This window comes from Nonomuraea sp. NPDC049784 (genome assembly GCF_040659615.1).
In the GTDB taxonomy this organism is placed as follows: domain Bacteria; phylum Actinomycetota; class Actinomycetes; order Streptosporangiales; family Streptosporangiaceae; genus Nonomuraea.
Map to the genome: position 1 here is coordinate 1 of NZ_JBFAMX010000283.1, position 12682 is coordinate 12682.

The window sequence follows — 12682 nt, forward strand, 5'->3', positions numbered from 1 at the left end:
CTGCGGGAAAGTCGTGGCCTGGACGGCCCTCGTCGTCCACGTCCGCGATCAGCACCACGCCGACCGCGCCCGCCGCGAGGTCGCCCCAGACATCGTCCCTGCGGGTGGCGTACGCCAGCAGGCCCAGGACGACGAGCAGGGCGATCGTCCAGTTGAGCCCGGCGGCGCTGCCGCCGATGACGTCGAAGGCCAGGTCGCCGCTGAGCGCGCTCGCACCCAGGGCCGCCACCAGCGTGGACGCGGCCGCCAGGAACGTCGTCAGCAGCGCCCAGCCGAACCCGGACGCCGTCGCCCCCACGGTCAGCGACAGGGCGAGATAGACGTACGGGTCGTAGATCTGGCCGAGCCACCCGGGCCCCTTGCCGGCGAGGAACATGCCGGCCAGCCCGATGGCGAATCCTCCGAGGAAGGCCGCCACAAGGTGGCGCTCGATGCAGCGCTGCCGCCGGTCGTACTCGGCGAGGTCGGCATAGTCGATGCTGGTGTTGTCCATCTCCATTTCCCTGGTCAACGATCCCCCGGTTTACTCCTTGGGTTGACCGCTGTCAGATTATGTGACCGTACAGAAAAGGCAAATTTCGGTCATCTCTATATCAAAACAAGCAATCGCTTGGTTAAGATGCCTTCGTGGCACTCCCCGATGAGCTGGGCGCCGTCGTCCGCGACTACCTCGCTGACCGGCCGGGCGCGCCGTGGCAGATGTTCGCGCGTGACGTGGGGATCGCGGGGCTCCTCGTGCCGGAGGAGCACGGCGGAGCGGGATGCGGTCCGGCCGAAATGGCCGCGGTGGCCGAGGAGCTGGGCCGGGCCCTGTCGCCCCATCCGTTCCTGCAGACAGCGGTGATGGCGGTCGAGGCGCTCAAGGCGAGCGGGGCCCTCCACCTGCTCCCGGACCTGGCCGACGGCTCGACGACGGCGACCGTGGTCCTGCCCGGCGACGGGGCTCTCCGGCTGGAGTCCGGCCTGCTCACCGGCGTCGTCCCGTACGCGCTTGAGGGCGAGCTGGTGCTGCTCTACGTGGACGGGCTGCTGGTGGAGGCCGTGCCGGCGCGGCGCAGGACGTACCGGACCATCGACGAGAGCCGGCCGCTGCAGGAGCTCTCCTTCCAGAGCACCCCGGTACGGCGGCTCGGCGACGGCACGTCGTGGGACCGCGTGCGCGACCTCGGGATCGCGGCGCTGGCCGCCGAGCAGGTGGGCGGGGCGCAGCGGTGCCTGGAGATGGCGGTCGAGCACGCCAAGGGGCGGCGGCAGTTCGGGCGGCCGATCGGGTCGTTTCAGGCGATCAAGCACAAGCTGGCCGATCTGCTTCTGCTGGTGGAGTCGGCCAGGTCGGCGGCCTGGGCGGCGGCCCGCGACGAGGTGTTCGCGGCGATCGCCGGCTCGTACTGCACGGAGGCCTATCTGGCCGCGGCGGGCGAAAGCATCCAGGTTCACGGCGGGATCGGGATCACCTGGGAGCATCCCGCGCACCGCTACCTCAAACGGGCCACCTCGGATGCGCAGCTGTTCTGCCCGCCGGAGGCTCATCGCGCTCGTATCGCGGCCCGCGTCCTCGGCTAGCGCTGTCTTCCGCTCGTCGCCACAACCGTCCGGCTCTCCTCCACCCCGCCGTACTTCGGCTGAGGTCCCTCAGGGAGAAGGGTGGAACAGCACCGGAAGAAGCCGCCCGGCCGCACTTCGGCGGAGGTCTCTCGGGGAGAAGGGTGGAACAGCACTGGAAACGGCCCGCCCGGCCGCACTTCGGCGGAGGTCCCTTGGGGAGAGGGTGGAGCAGCACCGGAAGTGGACGTCTGGGGAAGCAGGCGGAGGGGAAGTGGCTAGCCGCCGAGGAGTTCCTCCCACGGGTGGCGGGCGTTGGTGCGGCGCGTGGTGTCGAGCGCCTCGGCCAGGCGCCAGAACCCGGGGCGCTCCCGTACGGTGGCCCGCCCCATCGGGTCGATCGCGCGCAGCTCGAACCGCACGCCCATCACGTCGAGCACGGCCGAGCCGCCGTTCGCCGGCCCGGCCTCGGTGACGAGCGGGCCGTCGTAGTCGGGGTCGCGCACCTGCTCGGCGAGCAGGACGGCCACCTCGGACGCGTACGGGCCGTCGCGCCACTCGACGTGCCAGCTGTGGTCGGACCCGCGCCACCAGGTCAGATCGCGGCACGACTCGATGAAGTCGGCCTCGGTGGCGAGCGCGGCCATCACCCGGCCGAACGCCTCATATCTGCGGGCACTGGTGAGCGAGAAGTCGTCGTCGACGTCGAAGTGCGTTTCGTCCTTCGGCCGCCGCAGCGCGTGCTTTCGCTTCACAGGCATCCACTCTGATCGGGTCCGCGCCCTTCCCGCAAGTGTTCGCTGCTGATACGCTCTACCAAGCGAGCGCTTGGTTCACTATTTCGCCGGAGGCGCGATGACGTCCCTACGGATCAGCCTGGGATATGAGCTGGAGGTCCGCGGTCGCACCCGCGAAGTGGAGCAGCAGGCGTTCAGGAACGTGGTCGAGCAGGTCGTGCTGGGCGACCGGCTGGGCTTCGACACGGCCTGGTTCGTGGAGCACCACTTCACCAGGGGCTTCTCCCACTCCTCCGCGCCCGACCTGGTCCTGGCCGCCATCTCGCAGCGCACCGAGCGCATCCATCTGGGGCTCGGCGTGGTGCTGCTGCCGTTCCAGTCGCCCATCCGCACCGCCGAGCGCGTCGCCACGCTGGACGTGCTGAGCGGCGGGCGGGTGGAGTTCGGCACGGGGCGGGGGGCGTCCCCTCTGGAGTACCAGGCGTTCCAGCGGCCGTTCGAGAAGTCGCGGCAGATCTGGGAGGACTCGCTGGAGGCGACCCTGGCCATCTGGCAGGCCGACGGCGAGCCGATCAGCCGGTCGAACGAGTTCTTCGAGATCCCCGACGTGGCCGTCTACCCGCGCCCGGTCCAGCAGCCGCATCCCCCGGTCTGGGTGGCGTCGACCTCTTTGGAGGGGTATCTGGCGGCGGCCAGGCACGGGTACAACCTGCTCGGCATGACGATGCTCAAGGGCATCGACGACGTGGCCGCCGACATAACGAAATATCGGGAATGCCTGGCGGAGCATGGCTTCGACCCGGCGAGCCGGCGCGTCGCGCTGATGATCCCCTGGTATGTCGCCCCCACCCGCGACGAGGCGAACGCCGCGGCCGCCGACGCCGTCCTGTGGTACATCCGCCGCCAGGTCAACCTGGTCACCCCGCCCGACTACTACGACGCCCGCCACGCCACGCACCGGGTGCTGGGGCAGCTCGCGGCCGGGCTGCCGCCCGACGAGTCCATGGCCACGCTGCGCGAGAACCTGATGGTGGTGGTGGACGACGTGGAGGGCTCGCGCAAGGCCCTGGCCAGGATCGCCGAGGCGGGGGCGACGGACCTCATCATCCAGGCACAGGTCGGCGGGCTGGCCCACGACCGGGTGTGCGACTCGATGACACTGTTCATGACTGAGGTGGCGCGCTGATGGCCCGTACGGAGGTGGTGGTCTGATGACCCTCTGGCTCACCCGTGACGACCTCGGCGCCGCCGCGCACGCCGCCACCGGGCTCCTGCTCGTCTCCCCCGACATGTCGAGCGCCGTCCCGCTGGACCCTCGGGACCACGCCCTGACCGCGCAGGCGCTGCGCGAGGCGGGCGTCGGCGAGCGCGACCGCGTCGTGGTGGCCCTCGCCCAGCCCGCCGGAGCGCTCTGGACGGCCGCCGCCGCCGACATGGCCGGCGCCGCCGCCGATGTGGGCCCGCGCGGCCGGATGCGCCTGCACCATGCCCTGACCGCGCTGAGGGCGACCACCCTGGTCATCACCCCCACGGGTGCGATGGACTTCCTGGCCCGGCTGCACCTGGAGTTCCTCCTGGACCCGCTGGACCTCGGGCTCAGGAACATCGTCCTGACCGGGGAGATCGCCTCCAAGCGGACGATGAGCCACCTGGCGGACGAGTTCGAGTCCAGGGTGACGGAGGTGTTCGCCGGCCCGTTCACCGGCGGCGCCCTGGCGTGGCGGACCTCGGAGGCGGATCCGCTCACGCCGCTCGCGGACGGCGTGCTGGGCCTGGCGTCGCTGACCAAGGACGACGCCCCTGACCCCGCCGCCGGCCTCGCCGAGCTGGTCGTCACCCCGCCACCCGGTGACGCCGTCCTCAGGACCGGCCTGGTCGCCAGGCTCGGCGGCCCCCTCGGCATACCCGCGCCCGCCCACACGGTGGGTGACCACGTGCTGGTCAGAGGCGTGTGGCTGGCGCTGCCGCGCATCGAGAAGGCGCTGTCGAAGATCGACGGGGTGGCCGGCTGGGATCTCGCGATCAGCCGGCAGGGGACGCTGGACGCGGCGGTGCTCACAGTCACGTTCAGCCGGGCGAGCCTGGTCGCGAACCCCATGTGGAAGTCGAGGATCCGGCAGGCCGTCCAGGCGCTGACCCCCATATCGATCGACGTGGAGATCGCCCAGGACGTCTCCGAGACCTGCGCGCCGGGCACGGTGAACGACCTGCGCGGCCACCACCTCGGAAGGGACCGCGCTCTCATCACCTAGGGGCAACCGATGGCACCGATGCCGGACTGGGGAACGCTCCCCCGCATGCTGCGCGACCAGGCAGAACACCACCCCGACGCCACCGTGGTCGCCGACGGCGGCACACGGGTGACATTGTCCGAGCTGAGGGCCGCGGCCGCCGAGATCGCCCGCGGCCTCATCGCCCTCGGCGTCGCTCCCGGGGACCGGGTGGCGTTATGGGGGCTGAACTCGGCGTACTGGGTGCGGCACGCGTTCGGGATCTGGGACGCGGGCGCGGTCATCGTGCCGCTCTCGTCCCGATACAAGGGCATCGAGGCCGCCCAGATGATCGAGAAGACCGGCGCGAAGGTGCTGATCACCGGCGCGGGACCGTCGGCGACCCCGCTCGCCGACCTTCTGCCGCCCCTCCCGGGCCTGCACCACCCGTCCGACTTACCCGCGCTGGGCACGCGGGTCTCCGCCCGGGAGGCCGAGGAACGGGCGCTCGCCATCCGCCCGGACGACCTGTGCGAGATCATGTCCACGTCGGGCACGACCGGCGTGCCCAAGGGCGTCATGCTCGACCACTCCCAGATCCTGCGCGGCTACTGGGACTGGTCCGAGATCGTCACCCTGGACAACCGCGACCGCTATCCGATCATCGCCCCGTTCAGCCACGGCTTCGGGCTGAACGCCGGGCTCATCGCCTCCGTCCTGCGCCGGGCGACCATGGTGCCGATCCCCATCTTCACGCCTGACGCGCTCATGTCGCTGATCTCGTCCGAGCGGATCACCGTCCTGGCCGGGCCGCCGACCCTCTTCCACCGGCTGCTGGACGAGCTGGACCGCGGCTCCTGGGACGTGTCGTCGCTGCGCGTGGCCATCTGCGGCGCCGCCGCCGTGCCGTCCAGCCTCATCACGCGGCTGGTGGAGCGGGTGGGGCTGGAGCGGATGATCAACGCGTACGGACTGATGGAGGGCACGGTCGTCTCCATGACCAGGGCCGGAGACCCGATCGACGTGATCGCCGAGACCACGGGGCGGCCCGTGCCGGGGATCGAGGTCCTGATCGTGGACGACGACGGGAAGGAGGTCGCCGCCGGGGAGCGCGGGGAGATCCTGCAGCGGGGCTACGGGGTGATGCGGGGTTACTGGGGCGAGCCCGCCAGGACGGCCGAGGCCGTCGACCGGGACGGATGGCTGCACACGGGGGACGTCGGGGTGCTGGACCCGTCCGGGAACCTCGCCATCGTGGACCGCAAGAAGGAGCTCTACATCGTCAACGGGTTCAACGTGTCGCCGGCCGAGGTGGAGTCGCTGCTGCTGCGGGAGGGGTCGCTGGCGCAGGCGGCCGTCGTGGGAGTGCCGGACGCGGCCACTGGAGAGGCCGGCCTGGCGTACGTCGTGCCGCGGCCGGGCGTCTCCGCCGATCCCGAGGCGCTGCTCGCATGGGCTCGGGAGAACATGTCGAACTACAAGGTGCCCAAGCGGGTCGTCGTGGTGGATTCCCTTCCTACGAACGTGAACGGGAAGATCGACAAGCTGGCGCTCCGTACTTCGGCCGAGGTCCTGTTGAGGGACGGTTGAGGTTTCCCCGGGGGCGAGGGAATGCGAGGCGCGGAGGCTCGTTTGAGGGCGCGACGCCGGGCCCGGGGCGGAGTAGGGTCGAATTAACGCCATATGCCCCAGGAGCTGCCATGTTGCGCCTGTTGGCCGGGGAGGCCGCGCATAGGTTCGGGGGACGCGCGCCCGTACGGCTCGGGCGCCTGGCCGCTCCTCCGCTCCAAAGCGGTGATGAGCGGCTACGTTGGCAGGACCGATCATTCGGTATTCGTCAGGGACGGGTTCATCCGGACCGGCGACCGGGGATACATCGATCACACCGGCCGGTTACATCTGGTGGGACGCGTGTAACCGAGTCTTAGGAGGCAGCGTGGCGTTGCACGTGGCGGTCATCGGTTCGGGCCCCGCCGGGATCTACACGGCCGAGGCTCTGGTGAAGCAGTCGGCCGAGCCTGTAGAGGTCGACGTCCTCGAACGCCTGCCGACCCCGTACGGGCTGGTCAGGTACGGCGTCGCGCCCGACCACACGTCGATCAAGTCGATCGCGAACTACCTGCGCAGGGTGCTCGAGCTCCCTGAGGTCCGCTTCCTCGGCGGCGTCACGCTGGGCGAGCACGTGTCCGTCGAGGACCTGCTGAGCACGTACGACGCGGTGGTCTACTGCACGGGCGCGATGGTCGACAGGAGGCTCGGCATCCCGGGCGAGGACCTGCCGGGCAGCGTGGCGGCGACCGACTTCGTCAACTGGTACTGCGGGCATCCCGACGTCGATCCCGGACGGTTCACGCTCGACAGCTCCGAGGTGGCGGTGATCGGCGTCGGCAACGTGGCCGTGGACGTCGTACGCGTCCTGGCCAAGACCCACGAGGAGCTGCGATCCACCGACGTGCCGCACGACGTGCTGGAGCGCCTCGAGGAGAGCCAGGTCAAGGCCATCCACATGATCGGCCGCCGCGGCCCCGAGCACGCCAAGTTCACCCTCAAGGAGCTGCGCGAGCTGGGCGAGCTGGCCAACGCCGACGTCTGCGTGCGCCCCGACGAGGCCGTCGTCCTGGGCGTCGACTTCCCGCGCCAGGTCCAGGGCAACATCAAGGTCCTGCAGTCGTGGGCCGCCCGCGAGCCTGTGGGCCGCCCGCGCCGCCTCGACGTGCGCTTCTGGCTGCGGCCCGTGGAGATCCTCGGCACCGAGCGGGTGGAGGGGCTGAAGCTCGAACGCACCCGTCTGTCGGAAGAGGGGCACGTGGTCGGGACGGGCGAGTTCGAGACGCTGCCGGTCGGCATGGTGCTGCGCTCGGTGGGCTACCAGAGCGTGCCGCTGCCCGGGGTGCCGTTCTCCGACAAGACCATGACCGTGCCGAACGAGGCCGGCCGGGTGCGCGACCGCGAATACGTGGCAGGCTGGCTCAAACGCGGTCCCACCGGGGTGATCGGCACCAACAAGTCCGACGCGGCGGAAACGGTCCGCACGCTCCTAGCTGACCTCGCGGGCCGCGTGCCGGCGAGCCGGGGGTCCATCGACGAGCTGCTGGCCGCTCGCGGGGTGCGTCCTGTGACGTACGAGGAGTGGCGGGCGATCGAGGAGGCCGAGGCCGAGCTGGCCAGGTCGCTGGGCCGGGGCGAACGCGTCAAGCTCGTCGGCCTGGAGGCAATGCTCCGTGCGTGCCGTTCCTGAGGGGTTCGAGGAGGCCTACCGGGTCCAGCAGGCCCGCTATCCGTCCGCCGTCGTGGGCTGGCAGCCGGTCCACACCGTCTACGTCCCGGCCGATCGGTTCTCGGCCCGTACCGTCTCCGAGTGGGGCGATCAGGCGTTGTCCCTGGTCAAGGCGCACCTGACCGATCCCGGCTCGCTCGCGGACGTCTTCGGGGTGCCCGGCGGGCTGGGCGCCGCCGTGCACGCCAAGGTGGTCGAGAAGCTCTCCGCCGAGCCCGTCGAGGACCTGAGGATCGACTTCGAGGACGGGTACGGCGTACGGCCCGACCCGGTGGAGGACGAGCACGTGGCGCAGGCCGTCGAGGCGGTGGCCACGATGCACGCGGCGGGCACGCTGCCGCGGCGGTGGGGGCCGCGGGTCAAGTCGTTCGCCGACGGGGATCCCGGGCGGTCGGTGCGCACGCTCGACCTGTTCGTCACGGGAGTGGTCGAGCGCGTCGGCGAGCTGCCGCCGGGGTTCACGGTGACCTATCCCAAGGTCCTCATGGAGGCGTACCTCGGGCACTTCGCGGACGTGCTGGAGCAGCTCGAGGCGGAACTGGAGGTGCCGCTGCGGTTCGAGATGCAGGTGGAGGCGCCGCAGACGCTGCACTTCCTGCGCGGGGACCTTGCCGAGTCGCTGGGCGGGCGGCTGGCCGCGGCGCATTTCGGGGTGTTCGACTACACGGCCGCGATCGGGCTGCCGCCGCACGAGCAGCGGCTCGACCATCCGGCGTGCGACCATGCCCGGCACGTGATGCAGACCGCGTTCGCGGGCACGGGAGTGGAGCTGTCGGACGGGTCGCTGGCCGCCTCGCCCGCCTCCGACCTCAGGCGGGACGTGCACGCGCTGTGGCGGCGCCATGCCGAGCTGGTCAGGCACTCGCTACGGCACGGCTTCTACCAAGGGTGGGACATGCACCCTTCGCACCTGGTGAGCAGGTTCGCCACCGTCTACGCCTTCCACCTCGCCCGGTACGACGCGTACCAGGAGCGCGTGAGAGCGTGGGAGGAGCAGCGAGAGGCCGGGGGTGGGGTCATGGACGAGCCGGCCACGATTCGTACGCTGGTGGCCGCCCTCAGGCGCGCGGACGCGGCACTGCCGTGACCGCCCCGGCTTCGGGGGCGCCTCACGAGGCCCTGTCGTGACCGCGCCAGACCCGGTGGGGCTCAGTCGCGTTCGACCCGGGCCCGCCACTGGCGTACGAGCCGCCACTCGACCGGGTCGGACCAGCTCGCCCGCACGGCGGACCCCACGTGGAAGGCGCGGATGCCGTAGTCGAGCAGCGCCGGGACGTGCGCCGGCTTCAGCCCGCCGCCGGCCAGGATGATCGAGCCGTCACCAGCCCCGGCGCGCGTCTTCAGCACCGGGAGCCCCTCCCCCACCCCGTTGGGCGAACCCGAGGTGAGCACGGTGGCGAGGTTGGGCAGCAGCCGCACGGCGCGCCAGGACGCCTGGACGTCGGCCGCGTGATCGACGGCCCGGTGGAACGTCCAGGGCAGCGGCGAGACGGCGTGGATGAGTGCCTCCGTGGCCGCGAGATCGACCTTCCCCGAGCCGTCGAGGAACCCGAACACGAATCCCGCCGCCCCTGCCTGCGCCAAAGCCTTGGCGTCCCGGCTCAGCCGCTCGAGTACGTCGGAGTCGGCGGTGAAGTTGGCGTCGCAGCGGAGCATGACCATCTGGGGGAGGGGGCACTCGGCGGCGATCGCGGCGACCGTCTCCGGGGACGGGGTCAACCCGTCGGCCGCCATGTCGGCGACGACCTCCAGCCGGTCGGCTCCACCCTGTTCAGCGGCCACGGCGTCGCGCACGTTCAGCGCGATCACCTCGAGCAGGGATCCGGTCATGGAGGAGAGGTTATATGGTGCTCTGCACCATTCCGCCGCAGATCACAGCAAAATGTCCCACCCCCGGCCTCCGAGACAGCCCCGCCCCCTGGCCGTAATCAGCCCAGGCCGGGGCTCCAACCGAAACCAAGCCAACCGGATCGGGGCCCACAGCCCGGCCGGAGTCGGGCTCCAGCCGGGCTGTGGGCCGTGGGCAAAGGGCGTCAGGCGGTGATCAGTTCGGCCATCGTGAGGTCGCGGAAGGCCGTGGTGGACAGATCCGCCGAGGACCGTTCGAAGAGGGCCCCCGAGGCGCGGTGGGGAAGGTCCACCGTGCGGACGTGGCGGAAACCGCGGCGGCGGTAGTACTCCTGCAGCCGCCGGTTCCCCTTGGCGCAGTCCAGCCGCAACCAGGGCAGCCCCGCCGCGTGGGCCGAGGCGCCGGCCCAGTCGAGGAGGGCGTCGCCGAGGCCGCTGCCGGACCAGGGACGGGCCACGGCGAGCTTGTGGACATAAAGGGCCTCTCCGGGGTCGTCGTCGAGTGTCCAGAACTCCGGATCCGCGTGGCCGTCGAGGGCTATGGTGGCTACAGGCGGGGCCGATTCGTCGGGGTCGAGGTATCTGAGCTCGTCGTCGAGCAGGAACAGCACCCGCTCCTCAATGAGGGGCTCGATCCGCTCGGGGCCGAAGCCCCCGCGCGGCCACTGCCGCACTCCCTGCGCATAGAGCCACTCGGCGGTGTCCGCGAGCAGCGTGAGTACGCCGGGAAGGTCTTCGGGTTCGGCTCTGCGGAGCGCGAGCGGGTGAAGCAGGGTGTTTGTGTGCATAATACAACTCCCGTTGCGTTGGGTGCGCGCGAAAATACACAGCGTGATGACGCGATATCGCGCAGGCCCGGAAATCGGGCCTCAACCCGATATATATGGATAAATGGCGATTTAGGGGAGTATGCACGACTCCCCATGGCCAGCGAGGCGGCTATTTCTCGCTGCGCCCGGCCGGCGGGATCACCCCTTCACCCCGAGCCCGTTAGCGGCGATCGAGCTCGTATCTGATCAGATGTTTGTCGGCGGGCAGCACCGACACCGCGACACGCACAGGCATGTCCGCCACGTCGAATCCGACGCGGACGTAGACCATGACCGGCGTGCCGAGCTCTAGTTGGAGGCGCTCGGCCTCCTCCTGGTTGGGCATGCGAGCCCAGATGTCGTCCACGACGCGCACCTGCGCATGCCCCAGCTCCTCCAGTACCCGGTTCGCCCCTCGCGCGATGTCTCCGGGCCTGGCGATCTCGGAGTCGGCAACCAGATCACGGGGGAAGTAGGAATCGTTGGTGTTGTACGGCTGTCCGTCCACGAAACGCAGACGGCGTCTCACCACCGCCAACTCCCCGTCCGCCAACTCCAGTCTGCTGGCGATCTCCTCGACGGGAGACACCGTCAGCACCTCGATGTACTGGCTTGGCGCGCGGCCTTCCTGCGCCACGGCAAAGGCGAAGGCTTCCCGCAGTTCCCCAGTAGGTTGCGGCTCCAGCTCCCGCTGCGGGTAGATCAGCAGCGGTCTGCGATCTCTGACCACGGTTCCGCGCCGCGGCGTGCGCGTAACGAGCCCCTCATTGACGAGCTCTCCCAGGGCCAGCCTTACGGTGTTCCTGCTCACCCCATGGTCTTCCATGAGCTGCGCCTCGGTCGGTAGCTGTGCGCCCGGGCCGAGGACACCCGAGTAGATGGCTCGACGCAATTCCGCAGCCACCTGCTGATACAGCACCGACCTTGCCACTTTCACCCCTTTTGTTCCAACAATTTAGACGATCTGGTTCTAGCAGGCCACAACCCCTTGACCGAACCCCCTACCGCGGCCCATCATCCATTCGTTGGTACAAATCCATCTAAAGGCCGGTGAGGGGGTGAAGGCCAATGTTGCCGGTCCGCACGGGTACGCCGTACCTGCCCTGGCATGACCCTTGCGAAGCAACACGTTTACTGCGTTACGGGTTGCCTCGCCAGCGGTTCACCCACACCTACCAGAGCAACGGCGCATCCGAGCAATCGGTGTTGACTGAGCTGACCGTGCGGTGCACTGACGGATCCTTTGTCTGGAATGAGGAGGGTGTCGCCCCCGTCACGCACCCCATCGATGACCCGGTTGGTGCAGCTCAACGCATCGCCGCACGTTACCGGCAGCAGGAGCTTTCACACTCCCCCATCGACTCCGTGTGCGATCCAACGGCCTAGGACTCCATCCCTCGCCGGAGTCCTGGCGCCGTCGCTCACGGGACAGGAAGCGCGTCCTGGCGGGTCCCCCACGCCCGCCAGGGCGCGCTTTCCTCTGCGGGGAACCCGGCGCTGCTCCTGATCCAGGCGGACCGCGCGCGACCGACGCCCGGCTTCCCGCCGTGATCAACGGCGCTCCGCGCCGTTCAGAACCCCATCTTGTACGGCAGGCACGGCCGGCCCCACCCGCCGACCATGGCCGCCCTCTGTCCAGGGAAACGGTCCTCAGGTGTGCGTGGCCGGGCGCCGTCACGGCAAGGCACGACCGGCTGGGTGGTGAACCCGGCGACCGGCGGACAGGCATGCTCGTGACCCGCGACCTCCGGGCCATGCCTGTCACCAAGTCCGAACCAGTCATCGCTCGCCGCCAAGTCAGAGCCGTCCGCGTTGACGCCTACTGCCACATCATCAACCCTCGGAGCCCAACCTGGGGGCTGCTTCGTGCTGGTGGGACTGGTGGGATTTTCCGGTACCAATCCAATTTCCGGACCAAGGTCAACTAGCGGGAGGATTTGCGCCGCCCCGGATGAGTATCCAGATTCCCGTCATCCTCGGCAGCCTCCCAGTCCACCAGCGTCAGCCCTTCATCGACCCGGCGGTACGCGGCCCGTACCCGCTCGCCGTGCTCCGGTGGCCGCTCGCCGCGCCAGTTCCCATACACGAAGCACCCCGGCACCGCCGCCAGCCTGACCATCACCACCACGTACGGCTCCCCGAACCCCGGCATGAACGGCTGATGGTTGACGATCCAGCTCTCCACGACCCCCTCGGGCTCCACCTCCCGCCAGTGCCACGCCTCCGTCCGGCACGCGGGGCAGAACGCCCGCGCCGGGA

12 protein-coding genes are annotated in these 12682 nt (G+C 70.1%); 6 read left to right on the plus strand and 6 right to left on the minus strand.

Annotated elements, in window-relative coordinates; all coding sequences use genetic code 11:
• The coding region (locus AB0J09_RS38435; RefSeq protein WP_360702124.1) for a hypothetical protein at positions 1 to 493 on the minus strand (493 nt) is incomplete at its 3' end.
• 134 nt (positions 494 to 627) lie between these two features.
• On the opposite strand from AB0J09_RS38435, the gene AB0J09_RS38440 reads away from it, so the two are divergent.
• Entirely contained in the window at positions 628 to 1563 is a 936-nt protein-coding gene (locus AB0J09_RS38440; RefSeq protein ID WP_360702127.1) for an acyl-CoA dehydrogenase family protein, read from the plus strand.
• Positions 1564 to 1820: 257 nt separating this feature from the next.
• Here AB0J09_RS38440 and AB0J09_RS38445 read toward each other — a convergent pair whose 3' ends face one another.
• Positions 1821 to 2303 (minus strand): hypothetical protein, encoded by a 483-nt coding sequence (locus AB0J09_RS38445; protein WP_360702130.1) that lies wholly within the window; start codon positions 2301 to 2303, stop codon positions 1821 to 1823.
• A gap of 94 nt (positions 2304 to 2397) precedes the next feature.
• Here AB0J09_RS38445 and AB0J09_RS38450 point away from each other — a divergent pair, with 94 nt between their 5' ends.
• The 5 genes from AB0J09_RS38450 (at position 2398) to AB0J09_RS38470 (ending at position 8853) form a co-directional block, all read left to right on the plus strand.
• Positions 2398 to 3465 carry an LLM class flavin-dependent oxidoreductase gene (locus tag AB0J09_RS38450; RefSeq protein ID WP_360702133.1) on the plus strand — a complete coding sequence of 356 codons (1068 nt, stop codon included), beginning with the start codon at positions 2398 to 2400 and terminating at the stop codon, positions 3463 to 3465.
• A 25-nt stretch (positions 3466 to 3490) separates the two neighbouring features.
• A complete protein-coding gene (locus tag AB0J09_RS38455) occupies positions 3491 to 4531 on the plus strand; it encodes a hypothetical protein (protein ID WP_360702136.1) in 1041 nt (346 codons plus the stop codon).
• Positions 4532 to 4540: 9 nt separating this feature from the next.
• On the plus strand, positions 4541 to 6079 hold the full coding sequence (locus AB0J09_RS38460) for an AMP-binding protein (RefSeq protein ID WP_360702139.1): 1539 nt from the start codon (positions 4541 to 4543) through the stop codon (positions 6077 to 6079).
• A 346-nt stretch (positions 6080 to 6425) separates the two neighbouring features.
• Entirely contained in the window at positions 6426 to 7727 is a 1302-nt protein-coding gene (locus tag AB0J09_RS38465) for an FAD-dependent oxidoreductase (RefSeq protein WP_360702142.1), read from the plus strand.
• On the plus strand, positions 7711 to 8853 hold the full coding sequence (locus AB0J09_RS38470; RefSeq protein WP_360702145.1) for an aldolase: 1143 nt from the start codon (positions 7711 to 7713) through the stop codon (positions 8851 to 8853). The genes AB0J09_RS38465 and AB0J09_RS38470 overlap by 17 nt, the downstream gene beginning before the upstream one ends.
• A gap of 62 nt (positions 8854 to 8915) precedes the next feature.
• Here AB0J09_RS38470 and AB0J09_RS38475 read toward each other — a convergent pair whose 3' ends face one another.
• The 4 genes from AB0J09_RS38475 to AB0J09_RS38490 form a co-directional block, all read right to left on the minus strand.
• Positions 8916 to 9596, minus strand: a complete 681-nt coding sequence (locus AB0J09_RS38475) for a copper homeostasis protein CutC (RefSeq protein ID WP_360702148.1) — start codon at positions 9594 to 9596, stop codon at positions 8916 to 8918.
• 203 nt (positions 9597 to 9799) lie between these two features.
• Entirely contained in the window at positions 9800 to 10402 is a 603-nt protein-coding gene (locus AB0J09_RS38480; protein WP_360702151.1) for a GNAT family N-acetyltransferase, read from the minus strand.
• Positions 10403 to 10604: 202 nt separating this feature from the next.
• A complete protein-coding gene (locus tag AB0J09_RS38485) occupies positions 10605 to 11354 on the minus strand; it encodes a GntR family transcriptional regulator (RefSeq protein WP_360702153.1) in 750 nt (249 codons plus the stop codon).
• A 993-nt stretch (positions 11355 to 12347) separates the two neighbouring features.
• A partial coding sequence (locus tag AB0J09_RS38490) for an OB-fold domain-containing protein (RefSeq protein ID WP_360702155.1) occupies positions 12348 to 12682 on the minus strand: 335 nt, incomplete at its 5' end.